Origin of the sequence: Methanobacterium sp. (assembly GCA_039666455.1) — an archaeon.
Taxonomy (GTDB): domain Archaea; phylum Methanobacteriota; class Methanobacteria; order Methanobacteriales; family Methanobacteriaceae; genus Methanobacterium_D.
This window is the reverse complement of sequence record JAVSLW010000011.1, coordinates 62,766-84,627: the sequence shown is the minus strand read 5'-3', so window position 1 is coordinate 84,627 and position 21,862 is coordinate 62,766. Positions and strand designations below refer to the sequence as shown.

Genomic DNA, 21,862 nt, shown 5'->3' with positions numbered 1-21,862 from the left:
TGGTTCAAAATCCTGAATTAAAGATTTATGCTAAATTAATTGGAATTGGAGCAATGATAACATCTATTTTTTTAGCAATGATATTTACATTTATTTATTCTTTTCCTTACTCTTTCATTCTGTTTGTCATATCTGGAAATTTATTAGGCTGGTTTTATGCTGCACCCCCCATAAGACTGTCTTACAATGGAGCTTCCGAAATAGCAACAGTATTAACTGGCTTCATAATGCCTGGTATGGGTTATTTCAGCATCATAGGAACAATAAATCTTCCATTCGTTATATTCTCCATACCCTTGATGATTTACCAATTTTTGTTTATTATTGCAGTCCAGATCCCGGATTTAGAAGGGGATAAACTTGGAAATAAAAGAACATTAATAGTAAGGAAAGGGCGTAAAACCGGGTTTAAATTAATGCTGTTTTCTGCAGTTTTAGGCAGTTTATCATTGTTATTAATTTCAGTTACCGGCTGGTACTCCAAAACCATTAATTTCTTTTTAATTTTTTTAATTTCAATAATTCCATTGAGTTTAGCTATATTAAGCTATATAAAAAGGTCAGAAGATAGAATTGAGGCCATAAACCTTGTAAACAGAAATTTATCCTCATTATTCGTATTTGCAATAATTATTAACTCCTATTTTGTATATTTACTCCTTTAAACACTTCTGGGTAGTTTGCATCCATTAAGTTGAAATACTATCATCCAGTGCTTTTAAAAAACCTGAATACTGCTTTTATTATTTATGCATCTGTCTGTTTGGTAGCAGTGTTTGCATTACTTTTTAATGAATGAAAATAAAGCTTCAGTTAGAAAAATTGATTAATTAGCACTTGAAGCCCGTGAAGTTCAGTATAATTTAAAATTCTGCCTTATTTTATTAATAATTTTTAGACGCACTTTTTCATGGATTTTACGGACTTTTTCACGGGATTTCATTGTACTGAACCCAAAGCATGGATCTTCAAAAAGTAAACCTTCAAATTCAACTTTATCCTGATATCTTGGTATGAAGTGCCAGTGCACATGTGGATTAGGAGGTTTTTTAAGGTAAGATGAATTCATAAGGCAGCCCCAATTAAACATTGTTGGATTAAATGATTTTTTAAGTGCAAATTGCAAACATTTAACAATTTTACTGAATTCATTCCATTCCCCCCTATTTAATCCTGCTAAATCTCCTTCAGACCTTTTTAAAGCTATAACACATGTTCCAAGATTTTTTTGATCTGGTGCAAGTAAAATAAACCATTTTTTTGTTTCTAATATTAAATCACCATAATCGTGACCCTTTAATTTTTCAAGATATTCTGATTTCATTTTTATCATCCCTATTCTGCAATATGATCTATAAATGAAATCTATTTTTCTTTTTTGTGTTACAGGTATTTGAATATAAATGCAGATAGCATGGAATTAAATGGACATGTTGAACATCTCAAATTCAATAAGAAACTATTTATTTTTAAAATATATAGTTTACTTATAAATTTATTAAAATTTAATGGTGTTTTAATGACTGCACTGGTCTATTCTGATAAATACAGGCAACATAATACTGGTAATCACCCTGAAAACCAAGAAAGATTAAATACAATAGTTAATTCACTGCAAAATGAAGGTATCTGGGATAAAATAAATATTAAAACTCCTAAAACCGCATCTGAGGATGAAATTTTAAGGGTTCACACAAAACACCATGTTGAATCAATTAAAAAATTTTGTGAAGCTGGTGGAGGGTATATAGATTATGATACATTTGCTGCTCCAAAAAGTTATGAAACCGCCAAAATTGCTGCTGGTGGAGCAATTAAGGCAGCAGAAATTGTATTTAATGAATCAGAAAGTGCTTATTCTATTGCACGCCCACCAGGACATCATGCCACAGGCAGTAGATCCATGGGATTTTGTATTTTCAATAATTTAGCAATAGCATTAGAATACTTAAGACATGAACATGGCGTAAAAAAATTTCTTATTTTTGATTTTGACGTTCATTTTGGAAATGGAACATCAGATATATTTTATAATGACCCAGATGTGCTTTATATATCCATTCACCAGGATCCAAGAACATTATTTCCAGGAACAGGTTTTGTAGAAGAAATAGGGGCCGATGAGGGCAAAGGCTATAATTTAAATATTCCCATGTCTGCGGGATCAACTACAGACGATTATATTTATATGCTGGAAGAGATTCTTGAGCCAGTTGCATCTAAATTTAATGCAGATTTCTATTTTTTGGATGTTGGTTTCGATGGACATGCTGATGACCCTCTTTCAAGTTTAAGTCTTGATGATGATTTTTATGAATACATAATCTACAAAATGAAAAGTATTGCTGGTCACATGGCTTTAGTTTTAGAGGGAGGATACAACTTAAATGTTCTTTCAAGGTGCAATGTTAAAATGATAAATGCATTAAATAATATAAACAATACAGACTACTCTAACCATAAATTAAGCATTAAAGACAGTAACCAGACCACATTAAATAATATAAAAGACATTTTTTCACCATTTCATGATCTTTGAATTACAAAATCCTCCATTTTAAATGATTTATTAAAGTAAAAACCAGTGAAATTAAGGTGATTTTTATGGAAAAATTAAGGCTACGACAAGCTCAGCAATTAATAGAAGAGGCAGGAAAGAGAAAAGCAGTAGTTCAAAAGCTAAAAACTCCTCAAAGAGGTATTATTAACACTGATATTTTTGGAAAGTCATTGCATGAATTAATTGAAGCTGAAGAGTTCATCTACTCCAGCAGACCATCACATCAATTAAATGAAGAAGAATCCAAACAATTCTGCAGCAAAATTTTAAGTGTAAGGAGTAAGTTGGACGACATACTGGCTGATTTCGGGGTTATTGAAAAAGAAAGTGTAGAAGAAGAAATAAAAAAGCTTTCAGAAAATATTTTAATTTTAACAAGTAAAAACAGCTTTAAAAAAGTTTTTGTAAAATTTGGAGCTGACCCTCAAAGAATCGTTGTTGCAGGCGTGCCTCTTGAAGTCAGCGACATGAAAATATTAAATCCTAAAATTCCAGAAGCTGCACTTGCAGGTGTTTCAAAGAAAATAGAACACGTTAAAAATGATATTCAAAGAAAAATTGATAATTTAAATTTAAAAAGGATTTTAGTAATAGTTGAATCTGATAAAGCTAGTGAAACTCTTGGTAAACGTTCAAAAGAAATTTACAATGCAGAAGTGGTCTTTTTAGATAATTTAAAAGACATTACAGGTGAAAAATTCAAAGAAATTATTTCCTGATTTCTATGCATATTTCAAAAAATTCAATAAAATTAAATTAGGTTTTCAATTTCTTTAATTTAATATGTAAAATTTTTATATTATAAATAGAAAAAATTTAATATTTACTTCTTTTTGGATGTAAACAAAATTCATCTGATTTTGGAGGACTTTGATGCAACTTGATTTGACGACAAATGAAAAAGGAAATTTAAGCATCGGCGGAGCAGATGCTATAGAACTTACAGAAAAATATGATACTCCCCTTTATGTTATAGACGAAATGAAAATAAGAGATAATTACAGAAGGCTTTATAATGCATTTTCCAGCCAATACAAGAACTTTAAAATATTTTATGCCTGTAAAGCTAATACAAACCTGGCGGTAATGCGAATATTAGAGCAAGAAGGAAGCTGTATTGATGCAGTATCTCCTGGAGAAATCTACACAGCACTTCTTGCCGGCTTTGAGTCTGAAAGGATTATTTATACTGGAAACAATGTCACTGACCAGGAACTTAAGTTTGCAGTAGAATCTGATGTTATAATTAACTTAGATTCAGTTTCAGCACTTTATAGACTTACAAAGCTCTGTAGTCCTGATGCAGTTAAAATTTCATTCCGGGTAAACCCAAAAGTCGGTGCTGGACACCATGAACACTGTATAACTGGTGGAGAACTATCTAAATTTGGTATAATGGAAGAAGAAGCCGCTGATGTTTACAGTATGGCAAAAGATCTTGGATTTACACCAGTTGGAATTCACACCCACATAGGATCAGGAATACTTGATCCTGAACCATTCATGCTTGCAGTTGAAACCCTGATGGACGTTGCAGGAAGAGTACATAAAGAAACAGGAGTTAATTTTGAATTTATAGACTTTGGTGGCGGTCTTGGAATTCCATACCATCCAGACGAACCAAAACTGGACATAGAAATCTTCTCAAAAGAGATTACTGGGCTCTTTAAAGATAAATTAAATGAGTATAAGCTTGGAAAACCTATAATGTGTATCGAACCTGGTCGATACATCGTTGGAGATGCTTCAATACTCCTTACAAAAGTAAATACAATAAAACAAAGCTACAGAAAATTTGCAGGAGTCGATGCAGGTTTCAACACGCTTTTAAGACCTGCAATGTATGGATCATATCATCACATTGTAGTTGCAAATAAACCAAATGCAGAAAACGTTCAAAATATAGATATTGCTGGAAATGTGTGCGAATCAGGAGATTTATTTGCAAGAGATAGACTATTACCTGAAATTGAAGAAGGTGATGTTCTTGCAATCTTGAATGCAGGCGCATATGCGTTTTCAATGTCATCAAAGTACAATTCACGCCCAAAAACCGCTGAAGTTCTTGTAAATAATGGTGAAAGTGAAATTGTAAGGGAAAGAGAGACTTTTGCTGATGTTCTTGCCAAACAAAACGTGCCTGTAAGGCTTTTAAAATAAAGCGCAAATTATCATATGATAATGAGGATTAATATGAGTTTAAACAAAATTAAATTTTCAAAGATGCACGGACTTGGAAACGATTACATTGTAATTGATGAAACACACAAAGAAATAATTTCAGAAGATAAAAAGCCAGAAATTTCCAGAAAGCTTTGCAAGCGAGGTTTTTCAATTGGTGCTGATGGAGTAATATTTGTCTGCCCTTCCACATCCAGCGACTCGGATATAAGATTTAGAATCTTTAATTTGGATGGTTCTGAAGCTGAGATGTGTGGAAATGGGATAAGATGTTTTTCCAAGTTTGTATATGATAAAGGAATACTTAAAAAAGGAAGGCTCAATGTCGAAACACTTGGCGGGGTTAAAGTAGTTGATTTAACCATTCGAAATGGAAAAGTAGCATCTTCAAAAGTAGATATGGGCACTGCAACCTTTAAAACATCCTCTATTCCTATGATAAGTGAAAAAGAAGAATTTTTAGACGAGGAATTAGTTGTGGAAGAAAACCCGATTAAAATGACTGCTGTAAGTGTTGGAAATCCACATGCAGTTATATTTACTGATAACCTCAATGACGTGCATTTAAATGAAATTGGTCCTGTAATTGAAACCCATGAAGCTTTTCCACAAAAGATCAACGTTCATTTCGTTGAAATATTAAATAAAAACGAAATAAATATGATTACATGGGAAAGAGGAGCAGGTATTACCCTTGCATGCGGCACTGGAGCCACTTCATGTGTTCTTTCAGGATTTAAGCTTTCCAAGCTTGACAACGAAGTTTTAGTTCATCTTCCAGGAGGAGATCTTAAAATCGAGGTTTATGAAAACAATGGAAAACTTGGAGGCTTTATGGAAGGAGATGCAGTTTTAGTTTTTGATGGTATCATTGGAATTGACCCTTAATTTTGATGATATTTTTCAGTTGATTCCATACTTTTTTTATATTATATGGTATAAATTAACTCTTATAAAACAATTTTATTTTTAATTTTTTATAAATAGCCAGCACGTTAAATTTAAATAACTGCTTTTTGTTTGAAATAATAAGGTTTATATATTATAAATTATAATGATATAGTTATACTATACAGTATAAATTATTTATCTTAAACATTCTACTCAATGGAGGATTAACATGGTCTATGAAGAAATGGTAAAAGAATTAAATAAGCTTTTAGGACTAAAAGGAAGTCCTGTAGCAGTAAAACTCATAAAATCTGCCGATGAAATACCAAAGAGCTACCCGAAAATGTCTAAAAAGAAAAGACATTGTGAATTTATCCAGGATACAAGACTCGAAGGTAAAAAAGGTTATGCTACTGCTCAAGAACACCTTTGCAAAGGTGGAGCTGGCGTAATGGGAATTGAACCATTACCTGAAAGCGTTGCAAGCGGTAAAATGTACCATCAATTAGGAAACTATGAAACTACTGAAGGCGCCTTAGAAACTGTAAATGCAGTGCCAAAATTAGAAGAAAAATATTATGCTTCCATATATTCACCATTAGAATCTGCAAAATTTGAACCAGATGTAATAGTTATCTTACTTACTCCCAAACAGGCTTTAAGAGTTTCTCAGGCATATCTAAGAGCAAAAGGAGGTAGAATTTCCAGTGATTATTCAGGTATTCAATCACTTTGTGCTGATGCTGTAGTCGCAGTAGCCGAGCGTGGAGTGCCAAACATGACTCTTGGGTGCAGTGGTTCCCGTAAATACGCAGAAATAGCTGATGAAGAAGTTATAATGGGCATACCCCCTAAGAACCTGGCTGAAATAGTAGACGCACTTGAAACATTCAAAGAAAAGTGGGGAGAACTTTAAGGAGAAACAAAGTTATGAAATCAATTAAAGCTCTAGGAATCAAAGCGCCTAACTCTGCAATACTTGCTGAAAATATCATAAAAAACGGCGCTGAAGATGGAATCATTATAATGCTAAGTGCAGGTGCAGAAGAAGGGTTTAAAAGCATTGCAAAGAAATATGGGCTTACATATGAAATAGAAAACAAAAATTCAGTAGTTGTGGTTAGAATGATAAAATCAGAGATAGAAATAGAAGAATTAGATGTCACAGGAGAAACCTGCCCTGGACCCATCATACTGGTAGGAGACCGTCTTAGCTCTATGGCTGTTGGGGACCGTATAAAGGTTACAAGTAAAAGCTGTGAGGCTATTGAGGACATTGCTATCTCCACTCCACAAATGAGCGGAAAAGTGATAGATCAAGGCACTGAAGGAGATAAAAGCTACGTTGTAATAGAAAAGACTGAGAAAAAAGTTGAAGTTGCTGCAGCAGTTAACCGTGATAAAGTGCTTGTAGTGCAAAGTAATGGTATAGGAAATGCAGAACGAGCCTACGCTACATTTATATTCTCAAAAGCTGCTCTCAGTATGGGTAAAATGGTAACTGTATTCCTTCTAATGGATGGAGTAAGCATAGCAAAAAAAGGCAATGCAGCAACTGTAAAACATCCCGCTTTCGACAAACTGGATAAACTCATGAAAGAAGTCATTGATAATGGTGTTCAAGTCTATGTGTGCGAACTCAGTGCAGAGTTTAGAGGTATGAAACAAGCAGATCTGGTAGATGGGACCAAAATGGCAGGTGCTGCTACCTACGTTACATTGCTGAGTGATCCAGCATACGCGGTTGTGAACTTTTAAGAAGAGGTGAAAAAATGCAGATTATATATCAAACAATAATTCTTGCAATACTCTTTAGCGGTATTGCAAGCGGTTTTATAACATTTAGAATGTCTGGGATGCGTTTAGCGCCCCATTTCGGTGCAATGATATTTGCACTTATAGTTACGCTTGCAGGCATTGCAACAGGTAATATTCTGGTCATTTATGCAGCCGCCGCATTGCAGTTAATTGCAGCTATTACGGCGTTTACACAGACATGGGCTGTGCTTAAGTATAACTTCCAGACATCCCCTGCATACGCCCCGCATTTAGCACTTATGGGTATGCTTCCCGTACTGACCGTTGCGTCAGTGCTTTAAATTTTTAAAATAACCTGTTTTAACTCCAAAACCCATAAATTTTCAGTCATCTTTATTCACCAGTTAAAATCAGGTACAGTACCATTCTTCCAAGGTCTGTGACTATATATAAATCTTCAACATCTTTTTTCTTTTCTAATAGATCTGTATCGTAATATGGATGCTTTTTCAGGTCCCCAATTTCAAGTTCCATGGTTTTAAAATATTTTAAAATTCCCATCCTTGAAAATTTCTCTAAATATTCCTTAGCTTCTTCTTCAGCAACTCCAAATTCTTTATTAATAGATTTTTGGTCAATAAATCCATGACAATCAGCTAATTTTAGTATATCGTTTTCAAGATTGGTTGTTTCTTTCATTAGTGGAATTTGTTGTATTTCCCCATGACTTATAATAAAGGCAGGGTTTAATGAATACTGTTCTGCAAGCCATAAAATATAAGTACCAATGCTATCTGGTTTAACTATTATAATAATATCTTCCTTTGATTTTAGAATTTCATTCAACTTATGCAGTACATCTTCAAACTCATTTTTTACCTTCAAATATCTTGATTTTACTTCAAAATCACCGTATTTTGCCTTTTTATTTGATACAATTACAATTTCATCAGGATTTGCTTTTAAAACTGCTTTTTGTAAATTATCCTTGCTTTTTAAATTTGTTATCAACATTTTGCCCATAATATCACCAAATTTTATGTATAATAGAAAATTGGCAAAAATGACAGGATTTATAAATCAAAATTATTTTTTCAATGATCCATATATCCATTTTAGTTTCTACCATTTCATTTTTATATTAATTATATGGTAAAAAGTATTATTATAGTTTTGGTAAGGAGTAATCAGAAGAGTTCAAAAAATTAAAATATTTAAAAAAACAGGTATTACATTCGCTTTAGTACGTCCTTTAAAAAATCGTATTATCGTGTTTTTAACCTTTTGCAGAGATTTGGAGTTAATCTTTCCATCTAAATTTTTCATCCCAAAAAAAGGGATGATATGGCCGAAAAATTGGGAAACGTATCCAAACCTGACAGTCCCTCTGTTTTAGAAATAATTATATACCAAGTTTACTATAAAAAAAACAGGAAGAAAATAAAAGAGGGAGAAATAATTGAAAAAATGTGCAGCAATATTAATATTGATCTTTATTTCCATATTAACGCTTTTAAGCTGTGTTAGTGCTGCAGATTCTAATTCCAGCCAAAAAAATAATTTTATTTTAAATCAAAGTTTGAGTGATTCATCTAACTCTACAAATTACAGGGAAAATGAGATACTGGTCAGGTTTACGGAAAACAGCTCAAATAATAGCAGTATCGATGAAATTACAGGTAAAATTCACGAACAGGCAGGTTCTATTGTTTTAAAAGAATTCAATGAAATAAAAGGATTGCAGCTTGTTAAAATCTCTGAAAAAATGCCATTAGCTGAAGCGCTTGGAATATACAGGCAGAATAAGAATGTTATTTACGCTGAACCTAATTATATCTATAAAAACCAGCTTATTCCAAACGATGCCCATTATAATTTTCAATGGGGCCTTAACAGGATAAATGCAACTTCTGCATGGAATTTGACTACAGGATCATCTGCAGTGACAATTGCAATTGTGGATTCAGGGCTTGATATCAACCATCCAGACATTAAAGGCAATTTATGGATTAATACTGGCGAAATTGCAGGTAATGGTATTGATGATGACGGGAACGGTTATATTGATGATGTATACGGCTGGAATTTTGAAAGTAACAATAATAATATCACTGACGAATACGGGCACGGAACTCATGTAGCTGGAATCATAGCTGCAAGTGGTAACAACACCATTGGGGTTTCAGGAGTAATGTGGAACGCTAAAATAATGCCACTGAAGTTCCTTGATAAAGATGGCAATGGACATATTGCAGATGCAGTAGATGCCATTAGCTATGCCACCAAAATGGGTGCGTTCATAATAAACTGTTCATGGGGAGGATCCACATATTCCAGGGCCTTGAAAGATATTATTGAGCTTTCATCTGCCCTCGTAGTCTGTGCAGCTGGAAATGAAGTTTCAGGTGAAAACACAGACATTTCACCAAATTATCCTGCAAGTTACACCTCAGGCAACATAATCTCAGTTGCTGCTATTGATAAAAATGATGATATCTGCTATTTTTCAAATTATGGTGTAAACTCAGTGGACGTGGCTGCCCCCGGAGCTTCAATATACAGCACATTACCCGGATCAGGATATGGTTACATGCAGGGAACATCAATGGCCACACCTTATGTTTCAGGTCTTGCAGGCCTTGTAAAATCATTTAGGCCAGATTTAAATGCTTTACAGGTTAAATATACGATTTTAAACAATGTGGATACAGTGACTTCATTATCAGGCAAAATATTAACAGGAGGAGTAGTCAATGCATTTAACTCTCTAAAAAACATAATAAATGATACCTCACCCCCTACAGTAAACGCTGACTTGAAAGGAGGTTCATATTACTACTATCCATTAAAAATCAGTTTAACAACAGATAAACCGGGTAAAATTTATTATACACTTGATGGAACCAGCCCTACAGGATCAAGCACTGCCTATACCGATCCTATAATCCTTAATGCTTCTAAAACCCTTAAATTCATGGCAGTTGACAGTTCAGGTACATTATCACAGATATACACAGAAATTTATCTAATTTACAGGTCAGTAACTTACAGTTACCCGGTGCAGGTTCCCTATCAGGTATGGTATAAAGGCGGGTACAGTAAACCATACACAGTAAGAGTCCGGGAAAGGCATAGAATCAGGTTTTTTAGTAGAGGAAAATGGAGAGTTAGGTGGACCACCAGGTGGACTCATAAGACCCGTTACAGAAGAACATATGGATGGACATATTACTGGGCTTATTATCAAGAAACAAGATACGGCCAGAAATATGAGCTAATATAATCGGGCTTCATTGTTTTTTTTGTAATTATTATTTTCCAAAAACATGATGTTTAAAAGTAGATAAACAGAAAAAAAGAGAGAGTGATAAAATACTTCAAATCGCTGTAACCGGAAAACCAAACGTCGGAAAATCATCGTTTTTTAATTCAGCAACTTTATCAAAAATAGAAGTTGCAGATTACCCATTCACAACCATAAATGCCAATAAAGCTGTTGCTTATGTTACAGCAGACTGTCCCTGTGCAGAACTGGACATCAACTGCGATCCTGGAAATTCAAAATGTGTTGAAGGAGTACGCATGATTCCAGTGGAACTGATTGATGTTGCAGGACTTGTACCTGGAGCTCATGAAGGACGAGGACTTGGAAACAAGTTTTTAGACGATTTAAGGCAGTCCAGAGCATTTATTCATATCATTGATGCTTCAGGTTCCACTGATGAAGAAGGAAGGCCTGTAGCTTCAGGATCCCATGATCCATCAGAGGACGTGGAATTTCTGGAGTATGAGATAATAATGTGGCTTTTTGGTATATTAAAGAAAAACTGGAGTAAACTCGTTCGAAAAGCCCTTGCAGAAAAGGTTGATTTTTCAAGAGTACTCCACGACCAGCTGAGCGGAACAGGAATCTCCCTTGAAGACATTGTAGAGGCAAAAAGAGAAGTCCCAGCAGAATATCATAAATGGGACGATGGTGATCTTAAAGAATTTTTAGGTGTTTTACTGCACATAGCTAAACCAATGCTTATTGTTGCTAACAAGGCAGATCTACCTACAGCAGAAGAAAACATCAAAAGATTAAACGAAAAGTATGGAAATGTAATTCCAGTATCTGCAGAATCTGAATTAGCCCTTGTAAAAGCAACTGAAGCTGGTCTGATTAATTACATTCCTGGAAGCAGTGATTTTAAGGTCATCGACAAGGAAAAATTGAATGATGCACAGAAAAATGCCCTAAATTACATTAAAGAACATGTTCTGGATAAATATGGCAGTACAGGGGTTCAAAAAGCATTGAATAAGGTTATTTTTGATCTTCTGGATATGATTGTCGTTTATCCTGTTGAAGATGAACATAAAATGTGCGATGGAAAAGGAAATGTGCTTCCCGATGCTATTTTAATTAAAAGCAAGTCAAAACCAAGGGATTTAGCATATGTAATTCACACAGATATTGGTGAAGGTTTCATGCATGCAGTGGACGCTCGAAGCTGCAGAAGAGTAAGCAGTGATTATGAACTTAAAAGTGGAGATATTATAAGTATTATCACTCGATAAAATCTCCTGTTAAAGGAGGAAATATAAATGGCTACTGAAATAGCAGCTGCTCCTTAAAAAATAGTTCAATTCTTTTTAAATACTAAAATTTAAACAGAGCTTGCTGGTTTAAATAAAATTGTGTTTAAACTTTTTTCACTCAAACATTTTGAATATACCAGTTATTATCAGCCAGATACCTATCAGGAATCCTAAATTAACAGGATTAAACGCAAATGTTCCAAGTATTATGTAAATTACTCCCAATACTATACCTAAAACTCCTGCCCAGGCATATTTTCTTGATATTCCGTCAATTAAAGCTATTATTCCTGCTGCTATTAGGAAAAAGCCCGCAAGATATAGTGTTAGTCCTGCTATAATGCCTAATAGGGCAGGATCTATTATTAAACCTATTCCCAGTATCAGCGCTATAACACCAAGTATCAGATTCAAAATACTTGCAGTTCTGCTTATTTCAAGTTCAGAAATTCCAACTATAAAGAGCCAGATAGCTATTAAAAGCACTAAAAAGCCTACAAATACACTTACAGTCACGACAGCTAAAAATGGGAATGCAATCACTATTAAACCAAGAATTATAGCCAGTGCACCCCCAACCCAGTTTCTCATATTGAATACCTCCTTAAAATTATTCCAGCAAGCTTGAAATCTACTATATATTTTTAATAATATAATATATAAATTTATGCTTTAAATTCAGAAATATTTTATAATATTTTTTGCTGTTTAAAAACATGGTTAAACTGAGCTTGGACTTAACCAATCCATACTAAATCAATTGTTTTTTCATACAGCTTAAATATATTTAGTTCTTCTTAAAACATCATTTGCTGCTATAATTCCAGTTGCAGCAGCCCCTACAATACCTCTTGAAACTCCAGCACCATCTCCCACTAAATAAAGTCCTTCAACTCTTGTTTTCATTCTGTGATCCACTTCAGCCCTCATTGCATACAGTTTAATTTCAGGAGCATAAAGAAGTGTTGAATCCGAGGCAACTCCCGGAATTACCTTATTTAGAGCCTCAAGTCCCTCTATAATATCCACAACAAGCCTGTTTGGAAGCGCCATTGCAATATCACCAGGAACAACACTTTTAAATGTTGGGGAGGTGTAACTTTTTTTAATTCTTTTCCATGTTGACCTTCTACCTCTTTTAAGGTCTCCAAGCCTTTGAATTATTGGTTTTCCACTTCCAAGGATATTTGCAATACTTGCAACTGAAAAAGCATAGGCAGAGGTATTTTCTGTAGGCTCCGTAAGTTCAACTCTAACTAAAAATGCGAAATTTGTATTGGGGGAAACTTTCTCACGCATAGAATGCCCATTTACACCCACAAACCCATCATATACCTCTTCAACAACGAATCCACGGGGACATGTGCAAAACGTCCTTACAAAATCATCATAAGTTTTTGTTATTATGTGAAATTTGGGATCCCATTCTATTTTTGTAATGTGATCCATTAAAATTCCTGGAATTTCAACTCTAACCCCAATATCAACTGGATTATATTTTATGGGTATTTTAAGCTTTTTTAATTGATCTGAAAGCCAGTAAGCCCCCACCCTTCCAGGTGCTGCTATTATATATTTACATTTAATTTCAAATTCGTTTTTGTTATTTTCCTTTACAACTACTCCTTTTACACTGTTATCGGCGATTATGTCCATAACTTTAGTTTCAAGTAAAAATTTTGCTCCTTTACCTTCAATTTCTCTTTTTATGGAATTTATGATTGAAGGGGTTTTATCGGACCCCATATGCCTTTGAACTATGGGAATAAATTTAATTCCAGATGCTACAGACTTTCTTAAAATTTCAGCTATGTCTTCCTCACTGGGTGCATAGAGTTCATCTGGTGCTCCATGTCTTAAAAAGAACTTATCAATCTCATCTATAATTTTCCATGCTTCATCATGACTTACAAATTCTTCAAGATTCCCCCCTATATCTGGTCTTAAATTGAGCTTACCGTCTGAAAGCCCCCCCGCACCACCAAGTCCTCCGGTTATATTACAGGGAGAACATTTTTTACAGGTCCCATTTTTAAGAGAAACACACATCCTCCCTTCTATTCCTCTTCCTTTATCAATGACAACGACTTTAAAATCACGAGCAAGTTTGGAAGCTGCAAATAGCCCCCCGGGGCCTGCACCAATTACTACAACATCGCACTCCATATATAACTCCATTATATTTTATATCCTACTAACTATAAAAAATAATATAATTTGTTTAATTAATACAAGAGGTCTATTTCAAGTGTAAATAATCTAACCTACCCTTTGAAAAAAAATTTAAAAATTAGGCCAGCGTGTAATTATGGATTCAAATAAACCCGTTAATGAAAAATCAAATATTTATGAATTTCCTCCTCAGGAAATATATTCATTGTTGGAGACATTTGAAGATGGTTTAAGTGAAAAAGAGGCTAAAAAAAGGCTTGAAAAGTATGGACCCAATCAGATTGAAGAAATTAAACGAAAATCATTGATACTAAAGTTTTTAGAGAACTTTTACAACATTCTGGCGCTGCTTCTATGGGCTGCAAGCGTTCTGGCATTTATTGCTGGAATACCGCAGTTAGGTTTTGCAATTATCGGAGTAATCATTATTAATGCGATTTTTAGCTTCTGGCAGGAATTTGAAGCAGAAAAAGCCACAGAAGCCCTTAAAAAGATACTTCCCTCCAAAGCAAAGGTTATAAGAGAAGGTAAAGAAAAGGAAATACCAAGAGCAGAGCTCGTTCCAGGAGACATCATTGTACTTGAAGAGGGGGACAACATAGCTGCAGATTCAAGGCTTGTTGAAGCATTTCAGCTTAAAGTGGATAATTCTACCCTTACTGGGGAATCCCGACCTGTTCGTAAAGAGTCAGAAGGTATGGAAGCTGAAAACCATGCTTTTGTAGAGATGCACAACCTCATTTTTGCAGGTACCAGTGTTTCATCTGGCTCTGGAAAAGCGGTTATTTTTGCAACTGGAAATAAAACAGAGTTCAGTAAAATTGCAGCACTTACCCAGACAGTAAAAGAGGATAAAAGTCCTCTCCAAAAAGAAATAGGTAAATTAGCCAGTATAATTGCAGCCATTGCAATATTAATGGGATTTTCACTGTTTGTTGTAAACGTGTTTTTAATCGAATTTCCTCTTGAACTGGCATTTCTTTTTGCAATAGGACTAACTGTTGCAAACGTGCCTGAAGGGCTTTTACCAACAGTTACCCTTTCACTTGCCGCTGCAGCTAAAAAAATGGTTGGAAAAAATGCTCTGGTTAAAAAACTTTCCAGCGTGGAAACCCTGGGTTCAACAACCATAATTTGCACTGATAAAACAGGCACTCTAACAAAAAATGAGATGACCGTTCGTAAAATATGGATTCCCTGTGAGATGATTGATGTTACAGGAGCAGGTTACACTCCTGAAGGCCAATTTCTCCATAAAGGTCGTGAAATATCATATGATGAGATGAAAGAGCTTAAACTTCTAATGAGAACTTCTGCATTTTGTAACGATGCAAAATTAATTCCTCCAGATGAAGGTGGAAAATGGAAGATAATAGGAGATCCTACAGAAGCATCACTTCTTGTTGCAGCATATAAAAGCGGGTTTAACCTCGAAGAAGAGCTTAAAAGAATTCCAAGGATAACAGAACTTCCTTTTGACTCTAAAAGGAAGTCAATGAGTTCAATTCACCAAAAAGAAGATAAAAAGGTAGCATATATTAAAGGGGCGCCAAAAAAGATTATTTCTCTCAGTACTCACCTGTCAAAGAAGGGAAAAATCAGACTGTTAAAAGATGAAGAAAAAGAACAAATTATTAAAACACACGATCGGATTGCAGGTCAGGGCCTTAGAATTCTTGGAGTGGCATACAGGAATCTTCCCAATGATTTTGATGATTACCGGCCCGAAACAGTGGAAAAGGACATGATTTTTGTGGGAATGATGGCCATGCAGGACCCTCCCCGTCCAGAAGTTAAAGATGCTGTGGAACAATGTCACCGAGCAGGGATAAGGATTATAATGATTACGGGGGACTATGGGCTTACAGCAAAAGCTATAGCAGAGGAAATAGGAATTATAAGTGGTCCCTGCCAGATAGTTAAAGGAAAAGAACTTAATGAGATGTCTGATGATGAAGTTATGCAGATATTAAGCTCTGGATGTGATGTTATCTTTGCACGTGCTGTTCCAGAACATAAAATGAGAATTGCATCCATTCTTGAAGAAAAGGAAGAGATAGTGGCTATGACCGGCGACGGTGTTAACGATGCTCCAGCACTTAGAAAAGCAGATATTGGTATTGCAATGGGAATAACAGGCACTGATGTAGCTAAAGAGGCTTCAGACATGGTTTTAACCGATGATAATTTTGCCACCATTGTGGATGCCATTAAAGAGGGGAGGACGATTTATGAAAACATAAGAAAATTCATCGCCTATATCTTTGCACACGAACCTGCTGAAATTATGCCATTTGTCCTTATGGTATTATTTAATGTCCCTCTTGCAATTACAGTAATGCAGATACTTGCAATTGATCTTGGAACAGATACACTTCCTGCACTTGCTCTGGGGGTGGGGCCTTCTGAATCCGACGTCATGGACAGACCACCCCGATCTCGAAAAGAACGTTTATTAAATTTTGGAGTGATATTTAGAGGATATATATTCCTGGGATTAATTGAAGCTGTTCTTGTAATGTCTGGATTTTTCTGGACCCTTATAAATGGAGGGTGGCAGTTAGGACAGCCACTTTTATTTAATGACCCCCTCTACATCAAAGGCACCACAATGGTATTTGCAGGTATCGCATCAGCACAGATTGGAAACCTTATAGCATGCCAGACCACCCGAACTTCCACATTCACAATTGGACTGTTTAAAAATAAATGGATACCAATAGGAATAGTATTTGAGATTACTATAATGCTTGCAATAGTATATATACCTCCTTTACAGTTAATATTCAACACAACAGCACTTGGAATTAACGACTGGCTTTATGTACTTACATTCATTCCAATTATGATTTTTGCAGATGAATTAAGAAAATATTTTGTTAGAAGGAAGAAGGGAAAAATATAAAGTATGGTCCGACCATATCTGTAATAACTATTTAATTTATCGTGCTAATTAAAAGTGATTTTATATGTCTGATAACAAACATAATTCTAATGGTCATGGTGATACACATGGAGCTGTTGATCCATCCATAATCACTACAGAAAAAGGAATTTGGGCTGTAAAATGGTCTTTTATCGGTTTATTACCAACTGCTCTTCTTCAATTCATTATTGTTTTGTTTACAGGTAGTGTAGCACTTTTTGCAGATAGCATCCACAACTTTGGAGATGCTGCAACTGCCATTCCTTTATGGATAGCATTTATCCTTGCACGAAGGGCAGCCAGTAAACGTTTCACATATGGATACGGCCGTGTAGAAGATCTTGCAGGAGTGGCAATAGTATTTATAATCCTGTTAAGCGCCATACTGGCAGGATATGAGTCCATTAGCAGATTTTTCCACCCACAACCCATAGATTTTTTATGGGCAGTGATGTTAGCCTCAATAGTGGGTTTTACTGGAAATGAAGTTGTTGCACGGTTCCGTATTAAAATCGGTGAGGAAATAGGTAGCGCAGCTTTAATTGCAGATGGTCATCATGCTCGTGTAGATGGTTTAACCAGTCTTGCTGTTTTAATTGGTGCTGTAGGTGTATGGTTAGGATATCCATTAGCTGACCCCTTAGTTGGACTTATAATTACAGTTACAATTTTAAAGATTGTCTGGGATTCCGGTAAATCTGTTTTTACCCGGCTGCTTGATGGAGTAGATCCCGAAGTCATTGATGAAATAAACCATGCGATCAGTCACATTAAAGGTGTTCAGGATGTTGGAGAAATCCGGGTTAGATGGTTAGGACACAGACTTCATGCAGAAGTAAATATAGCTGTAAATTCAAAGCTATCTGTTGAAGAAGGACATGAAATAGCAAAAGAAGTTCAACATCAGCTCTTACACCATTTAAAATATTTATCCAACGCTACAATCCATATAGACCCTGCAAATGCATCCGGTGAAAAATACCACCGCATTTCTAACCATAAACATAGAGATTTACCTGTCCATTCGCACAAATAAAACCTGATCTGAAAATCTTAAGTATAGAATCAGGGAGTAAATTAAAAGATCTGTACTAAAATTATATATTATGAAAAATGTTAATTATACAAATCAAAGTCAGTTTGCCATATATTGATTTAAATTACTAAAGCAAATAGAAATATAGCTAATAAAATTTAATATTATAGTCCAAGAGGTTTAACTCATGTTTTCAGAAATATTTATCTTTATAGAAGAATTTATAATAGCCTACGGCCCATTAGGTATCTTTCTTGGGAGTATTCTTGAAGAAATTATAGCTCCCATCCCTTCAACAGCAGTTATAATGGGATCCAGCTTTTTTATAATGGGAAATTCACAGATTTCATTTCAAGCATTTGAAAAACTATTCCTCCATATAGCAATTCCTGCTGCTTCTGGAGTTACAATTGGATCTTTATTTATTTATGGAATAGTGTATGAAGTGGGTAAGCCCTTCGTTGATCGGTGGGGTAAATATCTGGGATTATCCTGGGAAGAAATAGAAAAAACAGAAGAAAAATACTCTGAAAAAAATTTAATAGAGTTCTCTCTTTTTACAGCAAGAGCACTTCCCATAATACCCAGTGTTGTTATAAGTGCATTTTGTGGGTTCATTAAGTTTGATATCAAAAAATACCTCATTATAACTTTTTCCGGGACTTTAATTAGAGCCTTTATTCTGGGATTTATAGCATGGCAGTTTGGAAGTTTATATAAACAGATAGAATCCCAAATTGCAATATCTGAAGAAATAGTGCTAATTGGATTATTAATAGCTGTAATATGCTTTGTTATCTACAAAAAATATAGAAACAGGTAAATATGAAGTTTTGAAAGAGTTAAGTTGAACTATAATGAAACTGAAAATCTGTTTTTTAGCTGTCTTTCCAAAAACCATGTAACCTTGTTTTTTAATTTTCATTAATATGTTTTGCAAGTCTTTTAGCAAGTGCAATTATTGTAAGAACTGGCGGTGCACCAGGAGCTTCAGGGAAAACGCTTGCATCTGCAACATAAAGACCTTCTATTTCTGTTTGTAGATTTTTGTCCACCACCTGACCAATTGCAGCAGTTCCACCGGGATGAGCTCCTCTTGCACAGGTAGATACCAGTGTTTTTGGATTTACTCCGGCTTCAGTTAATATTGAGCCTGCAATAGCCGATCCTTTAGCTAAAAGAGCTACATCATTTGCAGTGTTGAATTTTATCACATCGCTTTGAGTTACTTTGCCAGAAGGCTGGTCTTTAATTTTAACCATCATTCCTAAAATGTCTTTCTTACCTGCTTTAAATTTTTCAAGCTTTTTTACAAGGATTTCTGAATAATGAGGGGCCATTATTATATCATTCAGTTTGATAAATGCATTCATAGTAACTTCTTTGTTAAATTCAATATTTTTTAGCATTCCTCCCACAGTAACAAATGTATCAACAAAGAGATTATTTCCAGACTCTATTCCTATTTTTTGAAGCAATCGAGGGGTTTCAATAGCCCCTGCAGCTAAAACTACAGTATCTGCTTCAAAAATTTTATCGTAGCTTTTCACCCCTTTAACCATTCCATTTGAAACAATTATATCTGTAACAGGAGTATTTTCTATGATTATCACCCCATTTTTTTCTGCTTCCCTTACAAAATCTACACCTGTCCATTTTGCATCCTTTGGACAGCCAAATGCACACTTACCACAGGGTTCACATGAATCCGGGTCAATGAATTTGGGCATTTTATTAATTTCAAATCCCAGTGAATCTGCAGCTTTCATTATCCTTTTTGTTCCTTCTCCAAAATGAGTATCTGGAAGAACGCCGATACATAATTCCTGTTCAATTTCTTCAAATTCCAAGCTTAAATCAATTCCAATCTTTTTAAAAAAGTTTTTACATGTTCTAACAGCATTTCCAGCAGTTACAAGAGTGGTACCGCCGACGCAGAAAGTTCTTGACACCTCAGTTCCCACATCCATTATATCATAGTGTTTATGGGCGTGTTTTGCTTTTGTAAAGGGTCCTTTTTCAATTAGGATTGTTGAAGAACCATATTTTGAAAACCCACGAAAATCTACGATTTTCGGAGCCAACAAAAACGAAGTTTTTGAAAGCTCTTTTGCAACGGTTGCTCCCCCAGCACCTGACCCTACCACAATTGATTTCATAAATATCGCCTTAAATTAATTTACCTGTAATTTCTTTTTAAAGACCTTCGAGGTGTCTTTTTATATGTCTTTTCACCGCTTCTTCGAATATGTGCTCTGGATTGCTTGGTTTCATTTTTAAATACTTTTTGAGCAATTAAACCTCCAATAGATCCAAACAAATAGCAGATTAAAATCAGTACTATAAATCCCAAAATTAAAGTGAAAATACCGCTTAATTCAAGACTGATCCATGTAAAACCCGATATATTAGGTGAATCAATGGGTAAAGTAAGTGAGATAAATAAACCATGAATAAAAATTAAAACCCCTAATATAGCTCCTGCAATCCCTCCAGCTTTATAGCTTCTCTTTTGCGGAGCAGTTAAATATGTTGCAACAAATCCTGTAATGACCAGCGTAAAAATTCCACCTATCCCCAGTATAGATAGGAGTATAACACCCAATATAATGCTTATTAGAATTGCTGCTCCAATACCCAATCTGGCCATGTTCTTACACCTTTTCAATACAGGTGAAATTTTCTATAAGCTTATTTATATTTATTTCGGAAAATCAGAGTTTTGAAGTTACTGGCAGCCTCTTTAAGCTATCTACCATAATTGTCATCACATGGATCAATATGTACCACCACATCCTGAACGCCTGAAATAGATTTTTTGAGCTTATTTTCAACTCTATGAGCTATATTATGTGCTTCATTTAATGAACAACATGAATCAAGAGTTATGTGGAGATCAACATAAATATAATATTTTGATCCCCTTGTTCTAATCTTATGACATCCTTTGATACTATCTATTGAGTTTACTATTTCTTTAACTCTCTTCTTTTTAAGGGGTGCTTTATCAAGAAGAACACTGGAACTTTCTTTAATGATTTTTATACCCATTAAAGCTATTAAAAACGCTATAAATAGAGATACTAATGGATCCATGATTATAAAGCCTGAATTTACTGCTAAAAAACCGACTATAACTGCAGATGATGCGTAAATATCGCTTCTTGTGTGCAGTGCATCAGAAATTAAAATACTGCTTCCAATTTCTCTACCTTTCTGATTTTCATAGGTTGAAGTAACAATATTTATCCCTATAGTTGCTATCATGATCAAAAAACTTATTATAGTTATGTCAGGAATCTGCGGTTCTAAAATTCTATTAAAAGCTGATTGAATGATTTCAAAACAGGTTAAAAATAATAATGCTGCAATACATACAGAAGCAAATGTTTCAACCTTGCTGTGACCATATGGGTGTCCAGAATCAGGTGGCCGGGATGCAATTGATATCCCTATTAAACCTATGATATTAGATGCGCTGTCAAAAAATGAATGAAACCCATCAGAAATCATGCTTAAGGAGTTAATATGGCTTCCATAAACTGTTTTTATGATAGCAACAGAAATATTTAATATTAATATTATTATTAAGATTCTTTTAACTGTGGAATAATAATTTTTATCCCTCATAATATCAATATTATAATATGAAATCAATGATATAAAAATAATGCATTAAAAGCAGTTATATGAACCGAACACTTTCAGATCCCCCGGAGTTTAGGTTAACCAAATAAGTATATAAGTTATAGTATCA

At 34.7% G+C, this 21,862-nt stretch carries 20 protein-coding genes; 13 read left to right on the top strand and 7 right to left on the bottom strand.

Features of this window, described 5'->3' with window-relative positions; all coding sequences use genetic code 11:
• Positions 1-665 (top strand): prenyltransferase (locus PQ963_04035; protein ID MEN4028833.1); only part of this gene is annotated, 665 nt, incomplete at its 5' end.
• Between the two features lie 188 nt (positions 666-853).
• Here PQ963_04035 and PQ963_04030 read toward each other — a convergent pair.
• Positions 854-1,324, bottom strand: a complete 471-nt coding sequence (locus PQ963_04030) for an HIT family protein (protein MEN4028832.1) — start codon at positions 1,322-1,324, stop codon at positions 854-856.
• A gap of 195 nt (positions 1,325-1,519) precedes the next feature.
• Between PQ963_04030 and PQ963_04025 the strand changes: the two genes are divergently transcribed.
• From PQ963_04025 to PQ963_03995, 7 genes are all read left to right on the top strand, one after another.
• A complete protein-coding gene (locus PQ963_04025) occupies positions 1,520-2,539 on the top strand; it encodes a histone deacetylase (protein MEN4028831.1) in 1,020 nt (339 codons plus the stop codon).
• Between the two features lie 65 nt (positions 2,540-2,604).
• Positions 2,605-3,279 carry a DUF2100 domain-containing protein gene (locus PQ963_04020; protein MEN4028830.1) on the top strand — a complete coding sequence of 225 codons (675 nt, stop codon included), beginning with the start codon at positions 2,605-2,607 and terminating at the stop codon, positions 3,277-3,279.
• A 154-nt stretch (positions 3,280-3,433) separates the two neighbouring features.
• Positions 3,434-4,720 carry a diaminopimelate decarboxylase gene (gene lysA / locus PQ963_04015; GenBank protein ID MEN4028829.1) on the top strand — a complete coding sequence of 429 codons (1,287 nt, stop codon included), beginning with the start codon at positions 3,434-3,436 and terminating at the stop codon, positions 4,718-4,720.
• A gap of 33 nt (positions 4,721-4,753) precedes the next feature.
• On the top strand, positions 4,754-5,629 hold the full coding sequence (dapF, locus tag PQ963_04010) for a diaminopimelate epimerase (GenBank protein ID MEN4028828.1): 876 nt from the start codon (positions 4,754-4,756) through the stop codon (positions 5,627-5,629).
• Between the two features lie 232 nt (positions 5,630-5,861).
• Entirely contained in the window at positions 5,862-6,548 is a 687-nt protein-coding gene (locus tag PQ963_04005) for a DUF169 domain-containing protein (protein ID MEN4028827.1), read from the top strand.
• Positions 6,549-6,562: 14 nt separating this feature from the next.
• A complete protein-coding gene (locus tag PQ963_04000) occupies positions 6,563-7,390 on the top strand; it encodes a DsrE family protein (GenBank protein ID MEN4028826.1) in 828 nt (275 codons plus the stop codon).
• Positions 7,391-7,404: 14 nt separating this feature from the next.
• Positions 7,405-7,731, top strand: coding sequence for a DUF5400 domain-containing protein (locus PQ963_03995; protein MEN4028825.1), 327 nt, complete (start codon positions 7,405-7,407; stop codon positions 7,729-7,731).
• Between the two features lie 52 nt (positions 7,732-7,783).
• Here the strand turns inward: PQ963_03995 and PQ963_03990 are convergent, their stop codons facing one another.
• Positions 7,784-8,413, bottom strand: a complete 630-nt coding sequence (locus tag PQ963_03990) for a hypothetical protein (GenBank protein MEN4028824.1) — start codon at positions 8,411-8,413, stop codon at positions 7,784-7,786.
• A 436-nt stretch (positions 8,414-8,849) separates the two neighbouring features.
• Here PQ963_03990 and PQ963_03985 point away from each other — a divergent pair, with 436 nt between their 5' ends.
• Both PQ963_03985 and PQ963_03980 read left to right on the top strand, forming a co-directional pair.
• Positions 8,850-10,673, top strand: a complete 1,824-nt coding sequence (locus PQ963_03985) for a S8 family serine peptidase (GenBank protein MEN4028823.1) — start codon at positions 8,850-8,852, stop codon at positions 10,671-10,673.
• An 89-nt stretch (positions 10,674-10,762) separates the two neighbouring features.
• Complete coding sequence (locus tag PQ963_03980) at positions 10,763-11,950, top strand: redox-regulated ATPase YchF (protein ID MEN4028822.1); 1,188 nt, start codon at positions 10,763-10,765, stop codon at positions 11,948-11,950.
• Between the two features lie 135 nt (positions 11,951-12,085).
• Here the strand turns inward: PQ963_03980 and PQ963_03975 are convergent, their stop codons facing one another.
• Positions 12,086-12,562, bottom strand: coding sequence for a DUF308 domain-containing protein (locus tag PQ963_03975; protein MEN4028821.1), 477 nt, complete (start codon positions 12,560-12,562; stop codon positions 12,086-12,088).
• A 186-nt stretch (positions 12,563-12,748) separates the two neighbouring features.
• Positions 12,749-14,137 carry an NAD(P)/FAD-dependent oxidoreductase gene (locus PQ963_03970; GenBank protein MEN4028820.1) on the bottom strand — a complete coding sequence of 463 codons (1,389 nt, stop codon included), beginning with the start codon at positions 14,135-14,137 and terminating at the stop codon, positions 12,749-12,751.
• A 142-nt stretch (positions 14,138-14,279) separates the two neighbouring features.
• On the opposite strand from PQ963_03970, the gene PQ963_03965 reads away from it, so the two are divergent.
• The 3 genes from PQ963_03965 to PQ963_03955 all read left to right on the top strand — a co-directional run bounded on the left by PQ963_03965 (position 14,280) and on the right by PQ963_03955 (position 18,928).
• Positions 14,280-17,048, top strand: coding sequence for a cation-transporting P-type ATPase (locus PQ963_03965; protein ID MEN4028819.1), 2,769 nt, complete (start codon positions 14,280-14,282; stop codon positions 17,046-17,048).
• Positions 17,049-17,112: 64 nt separating this feature from the next.
• The gene (locus PQ963_03960; GenBank protein ID MEN4028818.1) at positions 17,113-18,105 is read left to right on the top strand and encodes a cation diffusion facilitator family transporter; all 993 of its coding nucleotides are present in this window, start codon (positions 17,113-17,115) and stop codon (positions 18,103-18,105) included.
• Between the two features lie 187 nt (positions 18,106-18,292).
• Positions 18,293-18,928 (top strand): VTT domain-containing protein, encoded by a 636-nt coding sequence (locus PQ963_03955; GenBank protein MEN4028817.1) that lies wholly within the window; start codon positions 18,293-18,295, stop codon positions 18,926-18,928.
• Between the two features lie 91 nt (positions 18,929-19,019).
• Here PQ963_03955 and PQ963_03950 read toward each other — a convergent pair whose 3' ends face one another.
• From PQ963_03950 to PQ963_03940, 3 genes are all read right to left on the bottom strand, one after another.
• On the bottom strand, positions 19,020-20,264 hold the full coding sequence (locus PQ963_03950) for a GMC oxidoreductase (GenBank protein MEN4028816.1): 1,245 nt from the start codon (positions 20,262-20,264) through the stop codon (positions 19,020-19,022).
• A 20-nt stretch (positions 20,265-20,284) separates the two neighbouring features.
• Positions 20,285-20,755 (bottom strand): DUF5518 domain-containing protein, encoded by a 471-nt coding sequence (locus tag PQ963_03945; protein ID MEN4028815.1) that lies wholly within the window; start codon positions 20,753-20,755, stop codon positions 20,285-20,287.
• Positions 20,756-20,853: 98 nt separating this feature from the next.
• Complete coding sequence (locus PQ963_03940; GenBank protein ID MEN4028814.1) at positions 20,854-21,735, bottom strand: cation diffusion facilitator family transporter; 882 nt, start codon at positions 21,733-21,735, stop codon at positions 20,854-20,856.
• Between the last annotated feature and the right edge of the window lie 127 nt (positions 21,736-21,862).

Coding starts and splice junctions, on each gene's coding strand:
- PQ963_03995 (MEN4028825.1), top strand. CDS start 7,405: ATGCAGATTATATATCAAACAATAATTCTTGCAATACTCTTTAGCGGT.
- PQ963_03945 (MEN4028815.1), bottom strand. CDS start 20,755: ATGGCCAGATTGGGTATTGGAGCAGCAATTCTAATAAGCATTATATTG.
- PQ963_03990 (MEN4028824.1), bottom strand. CDS start 8,413: ATGGGCAAAATGTTGATAACAAATTTAAAAAGCAAGGATAATTTACAA.
- PQ963_04020 (MEN4028830.1), top strand. CDS start 2,605: ATGGAAAAATTAAGGCTACGACAAGCTCAGCAATTAATAGAAGAGGCA.
- PQ963_03975 (MEN4028821.1), bottom strand. CDS start 12,562: ATGAGAAACTGGGTTGGGGGTGCACTGGCTATAATTCTTGGTTTAATA.
- PQ963_04000 (MEN4028826.1), top strand. CDS start 6,563: ATGAAATCAATTAAAGCTCTAGGAATCAAAGCGCCTAACTCTGCAATA.
- PQ963_04025 (MEN4028831.1), top strand. CDS start 1,520: ATGACTGCACTGGTCTATTCTGATAAATACAGGCAACATAATACTGGT.
- dapF (MEN4028828.1), top strand. CDS start 4,754: ATGAGTTTAAACAAAATTAAATTTTCAAAGATGCACGGACTTGGAAAC.
- PQ963_03940 (MEN4028814.1), bottom strand. CDS start 21,735: ATGAGGGATAAAAATTATTATTCCACAGTTAAAAGAATCTTAATAATA.
- PQ963_03955 (MEN4028817.1), top strand. CDS start 18,293: ATGTTTTCAGAAATATTTATCTTTATAGAAGAATTTATAATAGCCTAC.
- PQ963_03965 (MEN4028819.1), top strand. CDS start 14,280: ATGGATTCAAATAAACCCGTTAATGAAAAATCAAATATTTATGAATTT.
- PQ963_03950 (MEN4028816.1), bottom strand. CDS start 20,264: ATGAAATCAATTGTGGTAGGGTCAGGTGCTGGGGGAGCAACCGTTGCA.
- PQ963_04005 (MEN4028827.1), top strand. CDS start 5,862: ATGGTCTATGAAGAAATGGTAAAAGAATTAAATAAGCTTTTAGGACTA.
- PQ963_04030 (MEN4028832.1), bottom strand. CDS start 1,324: ATGAAATCAGAATATCTTGAAAAATTAAAGGGTCACGATTATGGTGAT.
- lysA (MEN4028829.1), top strand. CDS start 3,434: ATGCAACTTGATTTGACGACAAATGAAAAAGGAAATTTAAGCATCGGC.
- PQ963_03970 (MEN4028820.1), bottom strand. CDS start 14,137: ATGGAGTGCGATGTTGTAGTAATTGGTGCAGGCCCCGGGGGGCTATTT.
- PQ963_03960 (MEN4028818.1), top strand. CDS start 17,113: ATGTCTGATAACAAACATAATTCTAATGGTCATGGTGATACACATGGA.